This window comes from Acidocella sp. (assembly GCF_035535915.1).
Taxonomy (GTDB): domain Bacteria; phylum Pseudomonadota; class Alphaproteobacteria; order Acetobacterales; family Acetobacteraceae; genus Acidocella.
Genome location: NZ_DATLPB010000084.1, coordinates 1 through 20828, shown reverse-complemented (window position 1 = coordinate 20828; position 20828 = coordinate 1). Strand labels below are relative to the sequence as shown.

The following is a 20828-nucleotide window of genomic DNA, read 5'->3' as shown; positions in this document are numbered from 1 at the left end:
GGGCTCGTCGAGCCAGGCCCGGATGGCGGCGCCGTGTTCGTCGAGCCCCGGGGGCGGCAGGTGCGTCTCGCGCCCGCCGCCGTAGGCGTTGTCGTCGAGGCGGATGGCCGGGCCGGGCAGCTCGATGGTGCCGAGCACCGGATGCTCGACCGGCACGACCAGGCCCTGCGAGCGGGTCTGCTCCCAGTCGTAGACCTGCTCGAGGGTGCGGACCTGCCCCGCCGGGATGCCGACCTCGGCCAGCCGCGCCAGCAGCGCCTCGGCCATGTCCTTCAGCGCCATGGCGGCGGTTTCCTGGCTGGTGGGCAGCGTCATGTCCAAGGCCCGCGCCAGCCCGGCCGGGGTGGGAGCCACGCTCTGCGCCGGGCACACGAAGGCGAACAGCTCCAGCAGGTCCAGCACCGCCACGTCCGGGTTGCCCAGGCGCTTGAGCGTGGCCGGGCCGTGCACCACCAGGGGCATGCGGCCGCCGAGCAAAGCGGCGGCGTTGGCCTTGGTGGGGGAGAGAAACTCCCCGTCCTCGGTCAGCAGCACAGCGCGGCCATGACCGGCGATCAGGGCGGAAAATTCCGGCAGAACAGACATTCTGCGCCGTTATAGAAGCCGGGGACGATTTCGCCAAAGGCAGCTAAGAAGGAAGAAAGCGGCCGCTTTTTAAAAAAAGCGGCGCAAAAATTTTTGCTATACTGGGTCATGGGCGTTGTCGCCGACACAGCCTCAGGCCCAGCATAATAAAGTTTTTTTGCTGCTTTTTGTTCACAAAAAGTAGCGCTTTCTTTTCTCTTTCTCTTCGCAGAGTTGCGAGACGGTCTCGCCGGCTTTAGACCTGACCGCTATGAGCGAACCTATCCAAAATCAGCTGAGCTGGCCTTTCCGTGAAGCCGAACGCATTGCCGAGCGCCTGAACCAGAAAGGCAAGACCAGCGCCTTGTTCGAGACCGGGTATGGCCCGTCCGGCCTGCCGCATATCGGCACGTTCGGCGAGGTGGCCCGCACCAGCTGGGTGCGCAACGCGTTCACCGCGCTCACCGGCCTGCCCTCGCGCCTGGTCGCCTTTTCCGATGACATGGATGGGCTGCGCAAGGTGCCCGACAATGTGCCGAACAAGGAGATGCTGAAGGAATTTCTCGGTCGCCCCCTCACCAAAGTGCCGGACCCGTTCGGCACGCATCCGAGTTTCGGCGCGCACAACAACGCGCGGCTCCGGGCGTTCCTGGATTCCTTTGGGTTCGACTACGAATTTGCCTCTTCGAGCGACTATTACCAGTCGGGGAAATTCGACAACGCGCTGCTGCACGTGCTGGCCCGGCATGACGAGATCGTGGAGATCATCCGCCCGACGCTGGGGCCGGAACGCCGCGCCACCTATTCGCCGATTCTGCCGATCCATCCGCGTACCGGCATCGTCATGCAGGTGCCCATCGAGCAGGTGGATGTCGCCAATGGCACCGTCGTTTGGCGGGACCCTGAAACGGGCGTGCACTTCGAAACGGCGGTGACCGGCGGCGCGGCGAAATTGCAATGGAAGGCGGACTGGGCGATGCGCTGGTATGCGCTCGACGTCGATTACGAGATGTCCGGCAAGGATCTGATCGAGTCCGTGAAGCTCTCTTCCGCCATCGTCCGCGCGCTGGGGGCCGAGCCGCCGGTGACGCTGACCTATGAGCTGTTTCTCGACGAGCAGGGCCAGAAGATTTCCAAGTCCAAGGGCAACGGGCTCTCGGTTGAGGAGTGGCTGGCCTATGCGCCGCCGGAGAGCTTGGCGCAGTTCATGTATCATGCGCCGCAACGCGCCAAGCGGCTGTTCTTCGACGTTATCCCGCGCGCGGCTGACGACTATATCGCCAATGTTGCCGCCCTGCACGGCAGCGATGACCCGCACGGCAATCCGGCCTGGCATATTCATGGCGGCCAGCCGCCGGCCAATGCGGGCTCGCCGATCGGCTACGGCATGCTGTTGAACCTTGCCTCGGTGATCAACGCGGATTCGCCCGAAATGCTGTGGGGATTCATCCGCGCCTACATGCCCGGGGTTGGACCGGAAGCCTATCCGTTCCTGGCCACGCTGGTGGAGCGGGCGGTGAGCTATAACCGCGATTTCGTCGCGCCGAAGAAGCGCTTCCGCGCCGCCACGCAGAAGGAGCGTCTGGCGTTGCAGGACCTTGCCGACCGGCTGCGTCAGGGCGCCGATTATCCGGGAGAGACGCTGGCCGAGCGCTTGCAGAATCTCGTCTATGCCGTCGGCAAGGAGCACGAATTCACGCCGCTGAAAGCCTGGTTCGATTGCCTGTACCAGGTGCTGCTTGGGCAAGTGGAGGGACCGCGGTTCGGCGGCTTCATCGCGCTCTTCGGGGTCGAGCGCACCATCGCGCTGATTGAGCAGGCGTTGGCGCGGGCCCAGGAGGCGGCCTGACGGATGGCGGCGCGATGAGGCCCGCCATTCGTAAGTCATTGAGAATACTGCCGCCGGTACTGGGGTTACTGGTGCTGGCCGGCATTATCTCCGGGCTGCATGGCGTCTTGAAGCATGTGCGCCCGCAGGATGTGTTCGACGCGCTGGGCGCGATCTCCTGGCGTGAGTTCATGCATGCGCTGCTACTGCTGGGCGCGTCGCTCGCTTTGATGATGGTGTATGACGTTCCCGGCATCTTGTTCGCACGGCGGCTGGTGAGCGCTCCCGGCCTGACGCCGCGCCGGGTCGCTCTAGCCTCGTTCTGTGCCTATGCGCTCAGCCACGTGCTGGGGGCGCCGGCGATTTCGGCAGCGGCAATCCGTGTCCGGCTTTATGCGCAATGGAGGGTGCCGCCGGCTGCCATCGCCCGCATCATCGCGTTGTCGGGCAGCACCTTTTCCGTCGGCCTCGGCACCTTGTTCGGCGTGATCCTGCTGCTGCAGCCGACGGACATACCTCTGTTCGCTCATGCCGTGCCGCCCTGGCTGCTGCGCGCGCTCGGCGCCGCCTTGGTCGCGTGCCTGCTGCTCTATGTGTTGGCGGCGCAGAGGCGGGGCGTGCTGATGATCTTGGGGCGCAGCGTCACCTTGCCGGGCCATCGCCTGGCCTGTTTGCAGGTGGTGCTGGCCTGCACCGATATCTCCATCGCCTGCGCCATTCTCTTCGCCGTGCTACCCGCCACACCTGACCTGACCTATCCGCGCACGCTCGGCATTTATCTCGCGGCGTTCACCGGGGGGCTGTTCAGCGGCCTGCCCGGCGGCATCGGCGTGTTCGACTCTCTGCTACTGCTCGGCCTCGGCTTTTATCTGCCGGCCCCGACGGTACTGGGCGCGATTTTGCTGTTCCGCCTGCTGTATTTTCTCGGTCCCGCCGCCGTGGCGACCTTGTGTTATGGCGGGCATGAAGTCTGGGTGAGCGTCAGCGGCGCCCACGGGCGGGAAGGCGGCCGGTGAGGGCGAAAATTTGCTTTGAACGGGCCTCTTGCACTGTGTAAGTTCGGCGTTAGGGATGGCTGATGCGCGATAAGCTAGGCGGGAAACTCTACCCTGCAAAAATGGTCTTGGCCACCGGGGCAAAACAATTTATCTAGACAACACCATGAACCATTTGGCAGCACTGTCGGAGCTGAACCGGGAGGCGCAAATTGTGCGCCAGGCTGGTGCGATTCCGTACCGGCGCATGCCGGAGGGGCTGCGCGTGCTGCTGATCACCTCGCGTGACACCGGCCGGTGGGTCATCCCCAAAGGCCATGTCGAGAAGGACCAGACCGCGGCCATGGCCGCCGCGACCGAAGCCTACGAGGAAGCGGGGCTGGTCGGGGTGATGGGCGATTTTCCGCTCGGCTTCTACACTTATGGCAAGCGCCTGCGCTCCGGCGCGGTGCAGCCGGCGACCGTGGAAGTGTACGGTTTCGAAGTCGCCGTGCAGATGAAGAAATGGCCGGAGCGCAAGTTCCGGCGCCTGGAATGGATGGACGTGGCGACCGCGGCAGGGCTGGTGCACGAGCCGGGGCTGTCGGTGCTGCTGCTGCGCCTGGGCGAGGTCATCTGACGGGGCGCCGCCGCGCTTTGGGTTTCGACGAAACTTCGCGATAATGCGGCATGCGTCTTTCCGTTGAACTCGTGCCGCGTGGCACACCTGAATTAGAGGCCGATGCCAGCCTCGTGCTCGAAGCGCTCCCTTCCGTCGACGCCTTCAACATTCCCGACCTGACGCGCTTTGCGCTGCGCAGCTGGGAGGCCTGTGCGGTGACGCGCAGGTTGCTGCCGGCCGGGATCCCGCATATCCGCGCCATCGACATTCCGCCCGGCGATGTGTTGCCGATGGCCGATGCGCTCGAAGCGGCGGGAGTGCGCGAGGTGCTGGTGGTGCGGGGCGACCCGCCGCGCGACCTCGGCCAGCGCACCTGGCCGAACACCAGCGAGGACATCATCCGCCGCTTCAAACGCCACCATCCGGAGCTGCGCGTCTACGCGGCGTTCGACCCGTACCGGCTGGGCCTGCGCGACGAGCTGACCGGCGTGATGCGCAAGCTCGAGGCCGGCGCCGACGGGTTCTTCACGCAGCCGCTCTTCGACCTGCGTCTGCTGGAGATCTGCATGGACATGCTGGAGGGCCAGAATATGTATTGGGGCATCGCCCCCGTGCTGGGCGCGCGCGCGAAAGCCTATTGGGAGACCACCAACCGCGTCGTCTTCCCCCCGGATTTCGCGCCGGACATGGCGTGGAACAGAAATTTCGCCCGCGCCGCGCTCAGGCTGATCCGGACCCGCGGCGGCAACGCATATCTGATGCCGATCCGCGTCGATCTGGCCGGGTATTTGAAGGGGCTGTTGGAAGGGTAAAAGCAAGAAAGCGCTACTTTTTGTGAACAAAAAGTAGCAAAAAAACTTTGTTAAACTGGGCCCATGCCGCTCGAGCGTCTCAGGCCCAGCGTCAACAAAAGTTTTTGCGCCGCTTTTTTCAAAAAGCGGCTGCTTTCTTCCTGACATCAAAAAACTTGCAGCGCCGGCGCGATTGTCCTATTTCCGGACCATGGTCATTGCCACCCTTTCCGGTCTGCTTCTTCGACTTATTCGCCCCTGGGCGTAAGTCCGCGCGGTTTCGCGCTGCCGGCATCGTTCAGGGGAATGCCCCAAAAACCTTCCCAAGGCATTTTTAAGCAGATCGGACCCTATTCATGACCACGATCAATCACCCGAATTTCGGCGCCATCGACGAACGACGCGTCATCATTTTTGACACCACGCTGCGCGACGGGGAGCAGTCCCCGGGCTTCTCGATGAACATCGACGAGAAGCTGCGCATGGCGGAAACGCTGGCCGAGCTTGGCGTGGACGTCATGGAGGCGGGCTTCCCCATCGCCTCGCTGGGCGATTTCGAAAGCGTGAAGCGCATCGCCGAGACGGTGAAGGGCCCGGTCATCGCCGGCCTGGCCCGCTCCGCCCCGGCCGACATCCTGCGCGCCGCCGAGGCGGTGAAGGCGGCCGAGCGCCGGCGCATCCACACTTTCATTTCCACCAGCCCCCTGCACATGAAATACAAGCTGCGCATGGAGCCGGAGGCGGTTCTGGCGGCGGTGACCGCCTCGGTCACCCTGGCGCGGCAGCATACCGACGACGTGGAATGGTCCGCCGAGGACGGCACCCGCACCGAGGCGGATTTCCTGTGCCGCTGCGTGGAAGCCGCGATCAAGGCCGGCGCCACGACGATTAACATTCCCGACACCGTGGGCTACGCCGTGCCGGAAGACATGGAGCGGATTTTCGCCATGGTCCGCACCCGCGTGCCGGGCGCGGACCGCGTGATTCTCTCCACCCATTGCCATAACGATCTGGGCCTGGCGGTGGCCAACACGCTCGCCGCGGTGCGCGCCGGCGCACGGCAGATCGAGTGCACCATCAACGGCATCGGCGAGCGCGCCGGCAACGCCGCGCTGGAAGAGGTGGTGATGGCCATCCGCACCCGCCCGGATGCCGCCCCCTACGCGCATAACATCGAAACCACCCGCATCCTGCGCACCAGCAAACTGCTCGCGACCATCACCGGTTTCGACGTGCAGCCGAACAAGGCGATCGTCGGCCGCAACGCCTTCGCCCATGAATCCGGCATCCATCAGGACGGCATTCTGAAGAACGCCGCGACCTACGAGATCATGACGCCGGAAAGCGTGGGCTGGCAGAAGACCTCGCTGGTGATGGGCAAACATTCCGGCCGCGCCGCCTTCCGCGACAAGCTGAACGCGCTGGGCTATGGCGATCTGGGTGACAACGCGCTGCAGGTCGCCTTCCAGCGTTTCAAGGATCTCGCCGACCGCAAGAAGGTCGTTTACGACGACGACATCGTCGCGTTGGTCGATGACGAGGTGATGCGCGACCACCAGCGCATCAAGTTCCTCGACCTGGAAGTCTGGGCCGGCTCCAAGACCAAGCCGCGCGCTTTGCTGGAACTGGACGTGGACGGCGTGAAGCAGAGCGCGGAAGCGCACGGCGACGGTCCGGTGGACGCGGCCTTCAACGCCATTCACGCGGTCTTCCCGCATGAGGCGGCGCTGCGCCTGTTCTCCATCGGCGCCGTGACCGAAGGCACCGACGCCCAGGCCCGCTGCACCGTGCGGCTGGAGGAAGAGGGCAAGATGGTCGACGGCCAGGGCGCGGATACCGACACCATCGTCGCCGCCGTGCGTGCCTATATCCACGCGCTGAACAAGCTGATCACCAAGCGCGCCCGTACTGAGCCGGCGGCGCTTTCAGCTTAAGGTAAGGCAAGGAAGGGCTACTTTTTGTGAACAAAAAGTAGCAAAAAAACTTTATTTACTCTGGGGCATGGGCGTTGTCACCGACACAGCCCATGGCCCAGCATAGTAAAAATTTTTGCGCCGCTTTTTTTAAAAAGCGGCTACTTACTTACTTTTTTCCTCACCCCAGCAACCGCCCGATCACCCTTGCGGTATAATCCACCACCGGAATGATGCGCCCGTAATTGATGCGCGTGGGGCCGATCACGCCGATGGCGCCGACGATGCGGTCTTGGGCGTTGCGCGCCGGGGCCACCACCATGGACACGCCGGCGGCGCCGAACAGGCCCGATTCCGCGCCGATGAAAATCCGCACGCCGTCGGAGGTTTCGGCGAGGTCGAGCAGGCGCAGCATCGTCTCCTCGGTTTCCAGCCGTTCGAACAAAGCCTGGATGGCGCCGAGTTTTTCAAGCTGGTCCACGTCCGCGAGCAGCCGGGCCTGGCCGCGCAGGATCAGCGAGCCGGCCCGACCCTCGCCGGACCAGGTGGCGAGCCCGGCCTCGACCACGCTGCCGGTCAGCGCGTCCAGCGCCGAGCGGTCGGCGGCGAGGTCGGCGGCGACCGCGCGGTGCAGCTCGTCGAGCGTGCGGCCGGAGAGCCGGGCGTTGAGGAAATTGCTCGCCTGCTGCAGGGCCGAGGGCGGCAGCCCGGGCGGCGTCTCGATGATGCGGTTTTCCACCTGGCCGTCGGCGGAGACGAGAATCACCAGCGCCCGGCCCGGTGAGAGCGGCACGAATTCGATATGCTTGACCGGCCCCTCGCTTTTCGGGGCCAGCACCAGGCCGGCGGCGGCGGAGAGGCCGGAGAGCATGGCGGAGGCCTGGGCCAGCGTGTCCTGCAGCGAGCGGCCGGACTGCGCGAGCGCCTGGTTGATGGTGTTGCGCTCGTCCTCCGACAATTCGCCGAATTGCAGCAACCCGTCGACGAACAGCCGCAGACCGCGGTCGGTCGGCAGCCGTCCCGCCGAGATGTGCGGCGAGAAGAGCAGCCCGGCATCGGTGAGGTCGGCCATCACGCTGCGGATCGTCGCCGGCGACAGGCGTTGCGGCAGCAGCCGGGAGAGGGTGCGGCTGCCCACCGGCTCGCCGGTCTCCACATATTGCTCGACGATTTCCCGCAGCACCGCGGCGGAACGCACGTCCAGCCCGGGCGGAAGCCGGGGTGGCTGTTTCGGGCTCAAATTGCTCCTATGGTCCATGGGTACAGTGTCGCGTAATAGCACGCCGGATGAAACACGGACAGGAGCGGGTGATGCGCCCTTCAGGCAGGAATTTTGATGCGCTGCGCAACGTGCGCATCGAGACCGGGTTTTCCCACCACGCCGAGGGCTCGGCGCTGATCCGCATGGGCGGCACGGAGGTGCTGTGCACGGCGAGCGTCGAAGGCAAGGTGCCCGGCTTCATGCGCGGCCAGGGCGAGGGCTGGGTGACGGCGGAATACGGCATGCTGCCGCGCGCCACGCACAGCCGCGGCGAGCGCGAGGCCGCGCGCGGCAAGCAGTCGGGCCGCACGCAGGAGATCCAGCGTTTGATCGGCCGCAGCCTGCGCGCCGTGGTGGACCGCAAGCTGATGGGCGAGATCACCGTCACGCTCGATTGCGATGTGCTGAACGCCGATGGCGGCACGCGCTGCGCCTCGATCACCGGGGCCTATGTGGCGCTGGCGCTGGCCTTCCGCAAATTGCGCGCCGCCAATGTGCTGAAGGCCGACCCGTTGACCGCCCAGGTCGCTGCCGTCTCCTGCGGCATCTTCAAAGGCGTGCCGGTGCTCGATCTCGATTACGCCGAGGATTCCGCCGCCGATGCGGACGCCAATTTCATCCTCACCAACCATGGCGGCATCGTCGAAATCCAGGCCACCGCCGAGAAGGCCACGTTCGACGACGCGGCATTTGCGGCGCTGCTCGGCCTGGCGCGGGCGGGCACGGCGGAATTGTTCGCCGCACAGCTTGCGGCGTTGGAAATGAAGTAAGAAAGCAGCCGCTTTTTCGAGCAAAAGCGGCGCAAAAACTTTTGTTCCTTTGGGTTCCCGGCGATCCCAAAAGGGGGCTGAACGAGGCCCATGAGGGCCGGCGGAACATTCCAATTGATCTGGATCAATGCGGCCGGCCGGGCCGCTTCTATAATTGAAAAATGCGCGTTGCCGTAACCTGACGGGGCAATGTCGGTGTTCAATCAAAACCGCTATCGGCCAATTGCAAATCAAAGGGGTAAGAAATGGGAAACCGGTTCTTTACCACGATCTGCGCCGCTTTGATCGCCCTCGCCGCGTTGTCGTCTCAGGCGCTGGCCCAACAGAAAACTGTCAAAGCGTGCCAAGGCGAGTGGCGCGCGAATCAGACTGAATATCAAGCGAAGGGCATCACGGAGAAAGCCTATGTTGCCCAATGCCGTGCCGGCACCGCCGGCACCCAGTCCACGGCCGCGCCGGCTCCCGCCACGACGACAGCTCCGAGAACGCCCGCAACGGCGGCGAGGCCGGCTCCAGCAGCAACGACAGCCCCCACCGGGGCCAACCAATTCTCAACCGAAGCACAAGCAAAGGCCCGCTGCCCGACAGACACTGTGGTGTGGGTCAATCTCAGCACCCACGTCTACCATTTCCCCGGATACAAGAGCTACGGCCAGACGAAAAAGGGGGCCTATATGTGCGAAAGGGACACCTCGGGAGCGGGTTTCCATGCGGCCAAAAACGAAAAGCAACCCTGAGGATGCGATAGCTCTATGCGCCCCGTTATCCAAGCTTGATGGAGGCAGATATGGGACTGTTCGACAACATCAGCAGCGCGCTGAAAAATGCCCTCGGCCAGGCTGAGGCAGGTGCTGGGCCGACGCTCATTTCCGAGGCACTGGCGAAGACGAGCTTAGGCGACCTGCAGGGCCTGGTGTCCAAGCTGCAAGAGGGCGGCCTTACAGACCAGGTTCAATCGTGGCTCGGTAACGGCCCTAACTTGCCGATCACGCCGGAGCAAATCCGCGCCGCGCTTGGGAACGAGCATGTCCAGGCGATAGCGGAACATTTTGGCCTGCCCGTGGACGCCGGGCTCAAACTTTTGGCGCAATATCTTCCGTCCGCCGTTGATAAAGCGAGTCCGGACGGAACGCTGCAACCAAAGGCCCAATAGATAGCGGCATTTCACACTGTCCCTATTTGCCCCGCGAGGGGAGAGCCTCGGTCCACCTCTTGAGCAATGATTTGTCGCAGCCGGTGATAAAATAGGCGGCCGTTTTGCGGTTCACACCCAGCAAATCCGCCGCCGTTCGCGCCGTCACGTCAGCCACAAAAAATTCAGCCAGACGATCCTGCTGTTTTAAACGACAACACTTTAGGTCCATTTCGCCATCCTAGATCCGCTCAGGATCTGGGACAGCCCCAAACTTTTGCTTTTTGGGCCTCTGGCGAGGGCGTTGCTTGGTTGGGGGCGGGCCAGTTTTTTTCGGCCACACAAGACATGCCAGTTCACGGGGGCGGATGGCCGGCTGTTTGGGAAAAGCAGCCGGCCGTGCCAGCGATTGTCATGGTGACTTTGCGAGCCTCGCGGGAAAATATTATGGACTTGCGGTGACTATTTTGTATGCTAACGTTTGTTAGTTAGTAATACTAAGGGAGGATTCGGCTTTGATAAAAGCTGCGCCGAAATGGATTGTGTTTTTTGGGTTGCTTGCTGTAACTGGGTGCAGTTCATCGGGAAACGGTGTGTTAGCCGACCAGAATCAAGCGACTGTTTCATCATTCGTCCAGATTGGCAGCACAACCGAAGACCAAGTTCGTGCTAAATATGGCGACCCTTCCACAACAGAGTTTCTGGCTAATGGAGATGCTGTGTGGACCTATAACTACACACATTTAGAAAGCGACCCGCAGAATTTCATCCCACTCGCTGGTTTACTGGTTGCCGGAAACCACGGTTTCAAAAAAGAACTAACTTTAGAGTTTGACAGCAACAAGAAGCTGAAAAGCTATAGCTGGAACAATTCACCGGTGACAAACTCAACCGGAATTTTCGGTTAAGATTTCGGTTTTGAACGGGTAACACCAGCACGCCTCGGAGGTGTGCTGGATACGCCGTTGCATATAGGCGCGCCGGCATCGGTTTGTCCTGCCGCGTTGAAATCTCCGCTCTTTGGGCCCTATCCGTTCATGATACCGAGCCTGGGGATTTCGATCGCCGGGCAGCGGTCCATCACCACGTTCAGCCCGGCCTCGCGCGCCTGCCGGGCTGCGTCCTCGTTGATCACGCCGAGCTGCATCCACACCGATTTCGCGCCGAGGCGGATGGCGTCGCGCACCGGCTCTTCCACCAAGGCCGAATTGCGGAACAGATCGACCATGTCGAGCGGCGCGGCCTCATCAAGGCTGGCGACCACCCGTTGGCCGAGAATCTCCTGGCCGGCGAGGCCGGGATTCACCGGAGTCACGTCGAACCCCTGGCGCAGCAGGAAATCCATCACGTGGTAAGAGAGACGCGCAGGTTTGTTAGAGGCGCCCACAAGGGCGATGCGCCGCGTGCGCAGCAGCAGGTCGCGGATTTCGGCGTCGGTCATGGTTGTTCCTTTCAGGCAAGTAATAAGCAAGCGCTTCTTTTTGTGAACAAAAAGAAGCAAAAAAACTTTATTTATGCCGAGCCATGGGCGTTGGCGCGGACACAGCCTCAGGCCCAGCATAACAGAAGTTTTTGGTGCCGCTTTTTTCAAAAAGCGGCTGCTTTCTTCCTTCCGCAAGCACGTTGCTCTAAGCCGGACGCATGAAACGCGGATTGCTGGCCTGCGCCTTGCTCTCGGCCCTCACTTTTTTCCTCTGGGCGGGACCGAACGAACCTCAGGCTGGTGATGTGACGATGCCGGCCGGCAAATTCCAGTCTTTGTCGTACGCGCCGGGTCGGGCCCGGCAGGTGGAAGCGGATCTGCGGCTGATCGCCACGCAAGCGGATGGCATCCGCACCGCTTCGGCGCGCGAAGGCAACATCGCCGCGCTAGCCAAACAGGCGGGGCTGAAACTATGGCTTGGCATCCGGCTCGGCGCTGATCCGCAAGACAACGCCAAGGAAATCGCCGCCGGCATCGCCGCCGCCAACGCGTATCCCGGCACCGTCACCCGTGTCGTCGTCGGCAGCGAGGTGCTGCGCCGCGGCGATCTGCCGGTGAACGAGTTGATCGCCGACATCGATGAAATGCGGGCGCGGGTGAAACAGCCGGTTTCCTATGCCGACAGCCCCGCTATCTGGCGAAAATTCCCGCAGGTCGCGGCGCATGTGGATGTGGTGACGGTTGATTTTGTGCCTTACCGGGAGGGGCGGCCTTTGGATGTCGATGCGTCCCTTGCCGGGATCCGCGCGACCATCGCTTCGTTCAGGCAACGTTTCCCGGACAAGGAGATTTCCGTCGGCGCGGCGGGCTGGCCGAGCCGCGGCCGCTGGCGCAAGGCAGCCGCGCCGAGCCGGGTGAACGAGGCGGTGTTCTGGCGCAATTTCGTCACCTTCGCGCATCAAGACAAGGTCGATTACAACCTGACCGAGGCGTTCGATCGGAATGGGGCCTACCAGGATACGGGCGTGGCCGGCGCCAGTTGGGGCTTGTGGACCGCGCAGCGGGCGCTGAAATTCCCCCTGCAGGGGCCGGTGGTGGAGCATCCGGACTGGCGCTGGTACGCCGCGCTCGGCGCGCTGATGGGCAGCCTGCTGTTCGGCGCCGTCGGCTTTCGCAATCCAAGGCTGGCCGTGCCCGCTTTCATGCTCGGCAATGGCTTTGCCATCGCCTGCATCGGCACGCTGCCGGTGCTGTATGATGACGGGGCGCGCCTGGCGGCGGCGGTCAATCTGCCCCTTCAGGCGGTGTTCGCGTTCATGGTGATCCGCCGCGCCGATGCTATGTTGTCCGGGGCACAGCCGCAGCCCAAGGCGCGGCATCTCTTCAGCTATGAATCGCTGTGGTTCGCCTTCCTCGCAGGTGCGGCGCTTTCCCAGGCGCTGCTGGTGTTCGACGGGCGCTACCGCGACGCGCCGCTGCCGGCCTTCATCATTCCCGCGATCGCCGCCTTGTTTCGGCTCTGGACCAAAGACCTTCCCCGGGCATCGGGCTGGGTGGAAATGGGCGCCGCTTGCGCTTTGGCGCTGCTGGCGATCGCCGATGTGGGGATCGAGGGCGCGAAAAATCTGGATTTCGTAACGTGGAACCTGGCGGCGCTGCTGCTGGCGGCGCCGGTTCTGATGGGAAGAAAGGAAGCGCTACTTTTTGTGAACAAAAAGTAGCAAAAAACTTTGTTAACTGGGCCCGTGCGGTTGCAACGCCTCAGGCCCGGCATAACAGAAGTTTTTGCGCCGCTTTTTTCAAAAAGCGGCCACTTTCTTTCTTACTCTTCGATCTTCGCGGCCGGCGCGCTGACCGGGGTGAACGGCGAGGGGCTGCCCGCCTCGTTTAGCATTTCGATGCGGCCGGTGATCTGGCCGCCATCTTCCACCTGCAGGCGGCGGCAGCGGGCGGTGCCGAGCACGCGGCCGGAGGCGCGCACGATCAGCGACTGGCGGGCGACCAACGTGCCGTCGATGGTGCCGGCGACTTCCGCTTCTTCGACCTCGACCTCGCCCTTGAACATGCCGCCATGGGTGATCGAAAGCTCGGCGAGGCCGTTGATCATGTTCGCCTCGACGGTGCCTTCGACGACCAGGCGTTCGGCGTCCTGCACGGTGCCCTGCACGCTGATGCCGCGGCCGACCACCAAAGTGCGGCGGGCGCCTTCCGCGGCCGGGCTGCTGCCGGCGCCGAGATTGGCGCGCAGCGGTGAGGCGGAGGCGGCTTGCGTGGCCGGGGTTGCCGGCGTGGCCGGAAGCGGGGGCGCGAAGGGGGAGCGGGCCATGGCGGTTTCCTTAACAGCTGATGATTGCACGGGGGCCGCCTCGCTGCTGGCGGGCGGCCTGGTAAACACTTTGTCGCGCGGCGTCGGAGCGGCGGCCGCCGGACTCGGTACGTCAGGCTTACGTCTGTTGAACACGCGATCTCCCGGGTTCTAGCGTCGTCGAGGGGAGCTAGCATGCGGCGCCGTGGCGGGACAACACCTGTCGCAGCCTGCGCCTATGGTGAGCGCGGGCGCGGAATGCTATCGGCGGCGGGCAATTCTTACGAAAGGATGACCCGCTTGGCCGTCACACGCTTTGATATCGCCGGGATTGGCAACGCCATCGTCGATTTTTTACTGCCGACGAATGACGAATTTTTAAATCGGCACGATATGCCAAAGGGCGCGATGTCGCTGATCGACGCCGACCGCGCCATGAAACTGACCGCGGCGATGCAGGGCGGAATCACCGCATCCGGCGGTTCGGTGGCCAATAGCTGCGCGGTGGCGGCCGCACTCGGCGCGCGCGTGGCGTTTCTCGGCAAGGTGGCGAAAGATGAAATGGGCGAGGCCTTCCGCCGTGAAATTTCCGGCCATGGCGTGCATTACGCCACGCCGCCTTTGGAGGCGGCGATTCCAACGGCGCGCTGCCTGATCCTCGTCACCCCGGACGGCCAGCGCACCATGAACACCTATCTCGGTGCGGGCGGCGAGTTCGGGATGGACGATCTCGACGAGACGATCATCATGGCCTCCGCCGTAACCTATCTGGAAGGCTATCTGTTCGACCCGCCGGCCGCGCAGGCGGCGTTCGCGGAGGCGGCGCGCATGGCGCGCGCGGTGGGCAACAAAACCGCGCTCTCGCTCTCCGACGCGTTCTGCGTGGACCGGCACCGCGGCAGCTTCCGCCGGCTGATCTCCCAGGGCGTGGACATTCTGTTCGCCAACGAAGCGGAAATCTGCAGCCTCTATCAGCGCAACGATTTCGCCGAGGCGGCGCAGGATGCCGCGCGGGAGATCCCGCTCGCGGTGCTGACGCGCAGCGAGGCGGGCAGCGTGATTTTGCATAACGGCACCCAAGTTGAGGTGGCCGCCGCGCCGGCCCAGGTGATCGACACGACCGGCGCGGGCGACGCTTACGCCGCCGGCTTCCTGGCCGCCTACACAAGAGGCGAGAGCCTGCATACCGCCGGCACGCTCGGCGCCAAGGCTGCGGCCATGGCGATCAGCCAGATGGGCGCCCGCCCGCCGGCCGCCGAACTGCGCACGCTGCTCGGTTAAGGAAGACAAAGGAAGGGAAGGAAGCGCTACTTTTTGTGAACAAAAAGTAGCAAAAAAACTTTATTATGCTGGGGCATGGGCAATGTCAGCGACAACGCCCATGGCCCGGCATAAACAAAAGTTTTTGCGGCGCTTTTTTCAAAAAGCGCCTGCTTTCTTCCTTCCTACATTCCTAAAATCGCCCGCACCGCGGCCGCGTCCGGCGCGGCCAGCGCGGCTGCGGCGATGGCGGTGCATTCGGCGAAGTTCAGCGCGCGGATGGCTTTTTTGACGCGCGGCACGGCGGCGCCGTGCATGGAGAGTTGGCGCACGCCGAGGCCGAGCAGCAAAGGCGTGATTTTTTCGCGCGCCGCCAGTTCGCCGCAGAGCGACACGGGAATATGGGCGTCGCGGGCGGCTTGCGCGGTCATGTGCAGCAGGCGCAGCACGGCCGGCTCCAGCGGGTCGTAGAGTTTGCCCGCGGCGGGCAGGCAGCGGTCGCTGGCCAAAGCGTACATGGTAAGATCGTTGGTGCCGATGCTGAAGAACGCCGCCTCGGCCGCGAGTTGGGGGGCGGACAAAGCGGCGGCGGGGGTTTCGATCATGATGCCGAGCGGCGGCTTTTGCGCTGCCATGGCGATGCCCCGGCGTTTCAGGCGGTGCCAGACGCGGTCGAGCGCGGCGCGCACCTCCCGCAATTCGGCGCAGAGCGAGACCATCGGCAGCATGATGCGCACCGGCCCGGCGGCGCCGGCGCGCAGGATCGCGGCGAGCTGGGTCTCCAGCAGCGCTGGATGGTGCAGCAGCAGGCGGATGCCGCGCCGGCCGAGCGCCGGGTTGGGCTCCGGCGGTTGCGGCAGATAGGTGTTGAGCGCCTCGATATCCTTGTCCGAGCCCCAGTCCAGCAGGCGGATGGTGACCGGCTCGCCCTCCATGGCGGCGATGATTTCGGTATAGAGCCGGGTTTGCGTGTCTTCGTCCGGCAGGCGCTCGCGATTCATGAACATGAACTCGCTGCGCAGCAGGCCGATGCCGTGCGCGCCCGATTGCGCGATCAGCGGCAGCTCGAAGGGCAGCTCCAGATTGGCCTGCAGTTCGATGGTCACATGGTCGCGGGTTTCCGCCGGCAAATGTTGCAGCCGGGCCAGCTGGCGGCGGGTGCGGGTGGTCTCCGCGATCTTGCTGCGCGCCGCTTCGAGGCTCGCCGGGCTGGGGTTGAGAATGATCTCGCCGGTATCGCCATCGATGATGGCCGGGGTGCCGGGCGCGGCCGCCTCCAGCACGCCGGGGGCGCCGAGCACGGTGGGCACGCCCAGCGCGCGCAGCATCACGGCGGTATGGCTGTCCGCGCCGCCCTCGGCGGTGATGATGCCGGCGACCTGGTTGGGCCGGATCAGCGCGGCGTCGGAGGGGTGCAATTCCTGCGCGACCAGGATGCTGCCCGGGGCGAGATCGCGGAAATTGCGGAACGGCTGGTGCGCGAGGTTGCGCAGGATGCGGCGGGCGATCTCGCGCACCTCTTCGGCGCGGCGCTGGCGGCCGGCATGATCCGATCCGGTGAGCGCCAGGATCGCCCCGGCCTGGGCGTCGGTCTCGTCGGACACTGCCGCCTCGGCATTGGCGAGGCCCTCCTTGATGCGTCGCTTGATGCCGCTGATCAGGCGGGAATGCCCAAGCATGTGCAGATAGGCATCGATCAGCGGTTCCAGTTCCGCCTGGCTATGTTCCGGCAGGCCGCTCAGCCGGGCCTTCAATTTGCCGAGCTGGTGGCGGGAACGGGCGAGCGCCTCTTCCAGCCGGGCGGTCTCGGCGGGCACGTCGGCCACGGCGATGCGGCTGTGCGTGACGGCGAGTTCAGGCTCGGTGGCCTCATAGACCGGGCCGATGGCGATCCCGGTGCCAACCGCTTGGCCGTGAAAGCGCGTCTCTAAAGGGTGTTGCACGCGTGATTGCATAAACTAATCAAATCACAGCGCGATTTGATTACAAGCGTGAGAATATGATTGTTATGAATCAATCAAGTTCCGGCCATTCATGAGCGTTGCAGCGACACGCCCAAGCGCGTGGATCAGGACCCTAGTCGGTCTCGTGAAAGCCGGCTTCGATCAGCGCGGCGATGGCGTCCAGGGCCTCTTTGGCGTCGAATCCGTCGGCGGTGAGCAGCACCGTGCTGCCGGGGCCGGCACCGAGCATCATCAGCCCCATGATGGAGCGGGCGGAAACCGACTGGCCATCCTTGGCGACCTCGACCGTGGCGCTGAAGCGCTCGGCCAGGGTAACAAGCTTGGCGGCGGCGCGGGCGTGCAGACCGCGCCGGTTGACGATGCCGATCTCCATGGCCACCGAACCGGTATCGCTCATGATTTATTCCGCGGCGCGCTGCGGCAAAACAAGCTGGGTCTCGTGTGCGGAGCAGATATATTTCCGTCCGGCGGCCTCGGCGCACTGCACTGCCTCGGGCAAAGCCTGGGTGCCGCGGATTTTCGCCAGCTTCACCAGCATCGGCAGGTTTACGCCGCCGATGATCTCGATGCCCGGCTGGCACGCCATGGACATCGCCAGATTGCTGGGGGTGCCGCCGAACATGTCGGTCAGCAGAATCACGCCATCGCCGGAATCGACCTCGGAGATGCGGCTGGCGATTTCGGCACGCTGGCTTTCGAATTCCGCGTCCGATTCGACGCACACCGTGGCCACGTCTTTTTGTTTGCCGACGACATGCTCCATGGCCTCGCGTAGCGCATTGGCCAGCGTGCCGTGGGTTACAATAACCATACCGATCATGGTGAAAAAATCATTCCTTGGCGTCCATCATCAGCCTGGTTCGAGCGGAGTCGAAACTTCCGGCTTCGCGGTGGGTAACGCCAACCCGCCATCCCGCTGCGCCTAGATAGGCACTTAATTTCTCAATCATATACACAGATCTGTGTTGCCCGCCGGTACATCCGATACAGATTGTTGCATATTTTTTTCCTTCCTGCACGAAGCGCGGCAATAAAAATTTTACAAGTTCGGCGATTTTGGAGAAATATGCCGCAAAATCAGGGTCATTTTCGATAAAGTTGCCGATTTCGGGGTCCCGGCCGTTCAGCGGGCGCAGGGCGGGATCGTAATACGGGTTACGCAGGAAGCGTGCATCGAAGACCAGGTCTGCTTCCCGCGGGAGGCCGGCGGGGTAGGCGAAGGAGATCAGCGCCACCGATAGCCCGGGCGCGTCGGCGCCGAAATTCTGGTCGACGATGGCGCGCAGCCGCGGCAGGGGCAGATGCGACGTGTCGATCAGCAGGTCGGCGCCGTGCGCCAGCGGCAAGGTCAGTTCCCGCTCCAGCCTTATGCCCTCGGCCACCGTGCCGGCTTGCGCCAGCGGGTGGCGGCGGCGGGTTTCCGAATAGCGGCGCAGCAGCACTTCGTCCGAAGCGGCGGCGAAGACCAGGGTTGGGGTCAGGCAAGGGTTTTCCCGCAGGCGCTGCAGCTTGAGCAGCACCGTGTCGGCGGCGAACCCGCGCGACCGCGAATCCACGCCGACCGCGAGATTGCCCTTGGCCTGCAGCGCGAGGTCCTCGAGCGTGTCGAGCGGCGGGTTGTCCATGGTCTCGAAGCCGAGATCCTCCAACGCGCGCAAAATCGAGATCTTGCCCGCGCCGGACAGGCCGGTGACCAGCACAACGGCGCGCTTCTCTCTCATGGCGCGAACGCCCCCGCCGCCTGGGCGACGCGCCCGCAGGCCGCCTCCAGGGCCAGGGCCACGCGCGCCGGCGCGGACGGGTGCAGCGGGTCGATGGTGACGCAAGGGAGGCCGAGCGCGGGGTCTTGTTCGGGCAGCGGCAGGCGCAGGGTGGACACCCCCAGCCGGACCACGAGGCGCGGCGTGGCCGCCGCCAGGAACGGCAGGCGGAAAATTCCGAGCCCGCGCACCTCCAGCAGGCCGGCCAAAGCGGCGGGCGCGCGGGCCAGGTGGTCCTCGACGATCACCTGGTCGTCGGCGACGAGCTGGAATCCGTAATCGAGCAGCCGGAGCAGCAGGTCGGATTTGCCAGCACCGGGCGGGCCGGTGAGCAAAACCGCGTCATAACCATCCGGACCAGGCCGGGCGGCGCAGGAAGCGTGCAAACGCATGGCGGGAATGTGGCAAGTTTTTGGCGGGGATGAAAGAGGAAACCGGCGCGGCGCGTGTTAAAGAAAGTGGCCGCTTTTTGAAAAAAGCGGCGCAAAAACTTTTGTTTTACGCTGGCTTGAGGCGGTGAAACCGCACGGGCGCAAATTAACAAAGTTTTTTTGCTACTTTTTGTTCACAAAAAGTAGCCTTCTCCTTCACTTACTAACCAGCCGGCGCGCCGTCTTCCTTGCGCAACACGTCCAGCGGCAGCAGCGCGCCGTCGCGTTCGAAATGCCAGAAGGTCCAGCCATTGCAGGACGGGGCGTTCATCACCGCCGCGCCCACCTGATGGATGGAGCCGCGATGGGCGCCGGAAATCAGCGAGCCTTCCGCGGTGATCTCGGCGGCGAAGCGGCGTTGCTTGTCCATCAGCTGCGTGCCGGGGCGCAGGATGCCGCGTTCGACGAAGCTGCCGAAGGCGATGCGCGGCGCCTCGCGCCCGGTCGGCGGGGCGATCACCGCGCTCGAGGGCGCGCGCGTTTCGGCTTTCAGCCGGCCCCAGGCCGCCTCGACATAGGCCGGGTGCCGCTCGATGCCGATGAAATGCCGGTGCAGGCGTTTGGCGACCGCCGCGGTGGTGCCGGTGCCGAGGAACGGGTCGACGATGATGTCCCCCGGGCTGGTGGAAGACAGGATCACCCGGTGCAGCAGCGCTTCGGGCTTCTGGGTCGGGTGCAGTTTCAGCCCATGCACGTTGCGCAACCGTTCGGCGCCGGTGCAGAGCGGCATGGTCCAGTCGCTGCGCATCTGCAGATCGTCGTTGAGCGCCTTCATGGCCTGGTAGTTGAATTTGTAACGCGACTCTTTGGACTTCGCGGCCCAGATCATCGTCTCATGCGCGTTGGTGAAGCGCCGGCCGCGGAAATTGGGCATCGGGTTGGTTTTGCGCCAGATCACGTCATTGAGGATCCAGAAGCCGAGATCCTGCAAAATCGCGCCGATGCGGAAAATATTGTGGTAGCTGCCGATCACCCAGAGCGTGCCGTCCTTGCGCAGGATGCGGCGGCATTCGCCGAGCCACTCGCGGGTGAAGGCGTCGTAGGTGGCGAAATCGGCGAACCGGTCCCAGTCCTCGTCGACGCCGTCGACCAGGCTGTCATCGGGACGCCGCAGCTCCCCGCGCAATTGCAGGTTATAAGGCGGGTCTGCGAAGACGCAGTTCACCGACGCGTCCGGCAACATGCGGAGCATGTTGCCGGCATCGCCGAGCAGGATCTGGTCAAGCGGCAGTTCGCGCAGGACTTCCACGGGCAAGGCAAACCCTCAAATTTGGTATTCCCCGCCTAACTGGCGGGGCCGCCGTAGTCACGTCAACTCCGCAACGAGGCTTTCCGCCGTCGGGTCGGGCGCCTGCAGCAGGGCGCCGAACCCGGCGCGGTGATGGCAGGTCGGGCCGTGCCGGCGGAGCGCGTCGCGGTGCTGGGCGACGGCATAGCCGGCATTCTGCGCCCAGCCATAGAGCGGGTAGCGGGCATGGAGCCGGCGCATCAGCGCGTCGCGCAGCTCCTTGGCGGCGATCGAGGCGGCGGCGATCGAGAGGCTGAGCCCGTCACCGCCGACCAGAGCGGTGCAGGGCAGGGCGATGCCGGGCACGCGGTTGCCGTCGACCAGCACATGGTCGGGGGCGACCGGCAGCGCGGCGATGGCCCGGCGCATCGCCAGCAGCGAGGCGTGCAGGATGTTGAGCCGGGCGATCTCCGGCACCGAGGCCGCGCCGAAGGCGATAAAGGCGCCGGACTCCTGCAGCGCGGCCAAGGCGGCGGCGCGGGCCGGGGCGGAGAGTTTCTTGGAATCGTCGATCCGCGCGGCGAGGCCCCGCGGCAGGCGGG

22 protein-coding genes and 1 pseudogene are annotated in these 20828 nt (G+C 64.4%); 11 read left to right on the top strand and 12 right to left on the bottom strand.

Features of this window, described 5'->3' with window-relative positions:
- On the bottom strand, positions 1–585 hold a 585-nt coding region (locus VNC39_RS10825), incomplete at its 3' end, for a CoA transferase (protein WP_325399045.1).
- Between the two features lie 250 nt (positions 586–835).
- On the opposite strand from VNC39_RS10825, the gene VNC39_RS10820 reads away from it, so the two are divergent.
- The 5 genes from VNC39_RS10820 (at position 836) to VNC39_RS10800 (ending at position 6713) form a co-directional block, all read left to right on the top strand.
- Entirely contained in the window at positions 836–2413 is a 1578-nt protein-coding gene (locus VNC39_RS10820) for a lysine--tRNA ligase (RefSeq protein ID WP_325399043.1), read from the top strand.
- A gap of 14 nt (positions 2414–2427) precedes the next feature.
- Complete coding sequence (locus tag VNC39_RS10815) at positions 2428–3408, top strand: hypothetical protein (RefSeq protein WP_325399041.1); 981 nt, start codon at positions 2428–2430, stop codon at positions 3406–3408.
- Between the two features lie 145 nt (positions 3409–3553).
- Entirely contained in the window at positions 3554–4006 is a 453-nt protein-coding gene (locus VNC39_RS10810) for an NUDIX hydrolase (RefSeq protein ID WP_325399039.1), read from the top strand.
- Between the two features lie 50 nt (positions 4007–4056).
- A complete protein-coding gene (locus tag VNC39_RS10805) occupies positions 4057–4800 on the top strand; it encodes a methylenetetrahydrofolate reductase (protein ID WP_325399037.1) in 744 nt (247 codons plus the stop codon).
- A gap of 335 nt (positions 4801–5135) precedes the next feature.
- Entirely contained in the window at positions 5136–6713 is a 1578-nt protein-coding gene (locus tag VNC39_RS10800; RefSeq protein ID WP_325399035.1) for a 2-isopropylmalate synthase, read from the top strand.
- 160 nt (positions 6714–6873) lie between these two features.
- On the opposite strand, the gene hrcA is transcribed toward VNC39_RS10800, so the two are convergent.
- Complete coding sequence (gene hrcA, locus VNC39_RS10795) at positions 6874–7950, bottom strand: heat-inducible transcriptional repressor HrcA (protein ID WP_325399033.1); 1077 nt, start codon at positions 7948–7950, stop codon at positions 6874–6876.
- A 53-nt stretch (positions 7951–8003) separates the two neighbouring features.
- Between hrcA and rph the strand changes: the two genes are divergently transcribed.
- The 3 genes from rph to VNC39_RS10780 all read left to right on the top strand — a co-directional run bounded on the left by rph (position 8004) and on the right by VNC39_RS10780 (position 9876).
- Positions 8004–8723, top strand: coding sequence for a ribonuclease PH (rph, locus tag VNC39_RS10790; protein WP_325399031.1), 720 nt, complete (start codon positions 8004–8006; stop codon positions 8721–8723).
- Positions 8724–8968: 245 nt separating this feature from the next.
- The gene (locus tag VNC39_RS10785; protein WP_325399029.1) at positions 8969–9460 is read left to right on the top strand and encodes a hypothetical protein; all 492 of its coding nucleotides are present in this window, start codon (positions 8969–8971) and stop codon (positions 9458–9460) included.
- 50 nt (positions 9461–9510) lie between these two features.
- Positions 9511–9876 (top strand): YidB family protein, encoded by a 366-nt coding sequence (locus VNC39_RS10780; protein ID WP_325399027.1) that lies wholly within the window; start codon positions 9511–9513, stop codon positions 9874–9876.
- Positions 9877–9941: 65 nt separating this feature from the next.
- On the opposite strand, the pseudogene VNC39_RS10775 reads toward VNC39_RS10780, so the two are convergent.
- A pseudogene (locus VNC39_RS10775) lies at positions 9942–10087 on the bottom strand (IS1595 family transposase); the annotation flags it as partial.
- A gap of 283 nt (positions 10088–10370) precedes the next feature.
- Here VNC39_RS10775 and VNC39_RS10770 point away from each other — a divergent pair.
- Positions 10371–10763 (top strand): hypothetical protein, encoded by a 393-nt coding sequence (locus tag VNC39_RS10770; RefSeq protein WP_325399025.1) that lies wholly within the window; start codon positions 10371–10373, stop codon positions 10761–10763.
- A gap of 119 nt (positions 10764–10882) precedes the next feature.
- On the opposite strand, the gene VNC39_RS10765 is transcribed toward VNC39_RS10770, so the two are convergent.
- Positions 10883–11296 (bottom strand): CoA-binding protein, encoded by a 414-nt coding sequence (locus tag VNC39_RS10765; RefSeq protein WP_325399023.1) that lies wholly within the window; start codon positions 11294–11296, stop codon positions 10883–10885.
- Between the two features lie 200 nt (positions 11297–11496).
- Between VNC39_RS10765 and VNC39_RS10760 the strand changes: the two genes are divergently transcribed.
- The gene (locus VNC39_RS10760; protein WP_325399021.1) at positions 11497–12999 is read left to right on the top strand and encodes a glycoside hydrolase; all 1503 of its coding nucleotides are present in this window, start codon (positions 11497–11499) and stop codon (positions 12997–12999) included.
- A gap of 101 nt (positions 13000–13100) precedes the next feature.
- On the opposite strand, the gene VNC39_RS10755 is transcribed toward VNC39_RS10760, so the two are convergent.
- The gene (locus tag VNC39_RS10755) at positions 13101–13604 is read right to left on the bottom strand and encodes a bactofilin family protein (RefSeq protein ID WP_325399019.1); all 504 of its coding nucleotides are present in this window, start codon (positions 13602–13604) and stop codon (positions 13101–13103) included.
- Between the two features lie 279 nt (positions 13605–13883).
- Here VNC39_RS10755 and VNC39_RS10750 point away from each other — a divergent pair, with 279 nt between their 5' ends.
- Entirely contained in the window at positions 13884–14864 is a 981-nt protein-coding gene (locus VNC39_RS10750) for an adenosine kinase (protein WP_325399017.1), read from the top strand.
- Positions 14865–15028: 164 nt separating this feature from the next.
- On the opposite strand, the gene ptsP is transcribed toward VNC39_RS10750, so the two are convergent.
- The 7 genes from ptsP to VNC39_RS10715 form a co-directional block, all read right to left on the bottom strand.
- Positions 15029–16786, bottom strand: a complete 1758-nt coding sequence (gene ptsP / locus VNC39_RS10745; RefSeq protein WP_325399015.1) for a phosphoenolpyruvate--protein phosphotransferase — start codon at positions 16784–16786, stop codon at positions 15029–15031.
- 133 nt (positions 16787–16919) lie between these two features.
- Positions 16920–17204, bottom strand: coding sequence for an HPr family phosphocarrier protein (locus VNC39_RS10740; protein WP_325399013.1), 285 nt, complete (start codon positions 17202–17204; stop codon positions 16920–16922).
- A gap of 3 nt (positions 17205–17207) precedes the next feature.
- Positions 17208–17627, bottom strand: coding sequence for a PTS sugar transporter subunit IIA (locus VNC39_RS10735; protein ID WP_325399011.1), 420 nt, complete (start codon positions 17625–17627; stop codon positions 17208–17210).
- A 10-nt stretch (positions 17628–17637) separates the two neighbouring features.
- Entirely contained in the window at positions 17638–18528 is an 891-nt protein-coding gene (gene rapZ, locus VNC39_RS10730) for an RNase adapter RapZ (protein WP_325399009.1), read from the bottom strand.
- The gene (locus tag VNC39_RS10725) at positions 18525–18959 is read right to left on the bottom strand and encodes an HPr kinase/phosphorylase (RefSeq protein ID WP_325399007.1); all 435 of its coding nucleotides are present in this window, start codon (positions 18957–18959) and stop codon (positions 18525–18527) included. The genes rapZ and VNC39_RS10725 overlap by 4 nt, the downstream gene beginning before the upstream one ends.
- A 202-nt stretch (positions 18960–19161) precedes the next feature.
- Positions 19162–20190 (bottom strand): site-specific DNA-methyltransferase, encoded by a 1029-nt coding sequence (locus VNC39_RS10720; RefSeq protein ID WP_325399047.1) that lies wholly within the window; start codon positions 20188–20190, stop codon positions 19162–19164.
- A gap of 114 nt (positions 20191–20304) precedes the next feature.
- The coding region (locus tag VNC39_RS10715) for a ribonuclease HII (protein WP_325399005.1) at positions 20305–20828 on the bottom strand (524 nt) is incomplete at its 5' end.

Coding starts and splice junctions, on each gene's coding strand:
- VNC39_RS10810 (WP_325399039.1), top strand. CDS start 3,554: ATGAACCATTTGGCAGCACTGTCGGAGCTGAACCGGGAGGCGCAAATT.
- VNC39_RS10760 (WP_325399021.1), top strand. CDS start 11,497: ATGAAACGCGGATTGCTGGCCTGCGCCTTGCTCTCGGCCCTCACTTTT.
- VNC39_RS10785 (WP_325399029.1), top strand. CDS start 8,969: ATGGGAAACCGGTTCTTTACCACGATCTGCGCCGCTTTGATCGCCCTC.
- VNC39_RS10735 (WP_325399011.1), bottom strand. CDS start 17,627: ATGATCGGTATGGTTATTGTAACCCACGGCACGCTGGCCAATGCGCTA.
- rapZ (WP_325399009.1), bottom strand. CDS start 18,528: ATGAGAGAGAAGCGCGCCGTTGTGCTGGTCACCGGCCTGTCCGGCGCG.
- VNC39_RS10755 (WP_325399019.1), bottom strand. CDS start 13,604: ATGGCCCGCTCCCCCTTCGCGCCCCCGCTTCCGGCCACGCCGGCAACC.
- hrcA (WP_325399033.1), bottom strand. CDS start 7,950: ATGGACCATAGGAGCAATTTGAGCCCGAAACAGCCACCCCGGCTTCCG.
- VNC39_RS10720 (WP_325399047.1), bottom strand. CDS start 20,190: ATGCTCCGCATGTTGCCGGACGCGTCGGTGAACTGCGTCTTCGCAGAC.
- rph (WP_325399031.1), top strand. CDS start 8,004: ATGCGCCCTTCAGGCAGGAATTTTGATGCGCTGCGCAACGTGCGCATC.
- VNC39_RS10820 (WP_325399043.1), top strand. CDS start 836: ATGAGCGAACCTATCCAAAATCAGCTGAGCTGGCCTTTCCGTGAAGCC.
- VNC39_RS10800 (WP_325399035.1), top strand. CDS start 5,136: ATGACCACGATCAATCACCCGAATTTCGGCGCCATCGACGAACGACGC.
- VNC39_RS10725 (WP_325399007.1), bottom strand. CDS start 18,959: ATGCGTTTGCACGCTTCCTGCGCCGCCCGGCCTGGTCCGGATGGTTAT.
- VNC39_RS10815 (WP_325399041.1), top strand. CDS start 2,428: ATGAGGCCCGCCATTCGTAAGTCATTGAGAATACTGCCGCCGGTACTG.
- VNC39_RS10740 (WP_325399013.1), bottom strand. CDS start 17,204: ATGAGCGATACCGGTTCGGTGGCCATGGAGATCGGCATCGTCAACCGG.
- VNC39_RS10780 (WP_325399027.1), top strand. CDS start 9,511: ATGGGACTGTTCGACAACATCAGCAGCGCGCTGAAAAATGCCCTCGGC.
- VNC39_RS10765 (WP_325399023.1), bottom strand. CDS start 11,296: ATGACCGACGCCGAAATCCGCGACCTGCTGCTGCGCACGCGGCGCATC.
- VNC39_RS10805 (WP_325399037.1), top strand. CDS start 4,057: ATGCGTCTTTCCGTTGAACTCGTGCCGCGTGGCACACCTGAATTAGAG.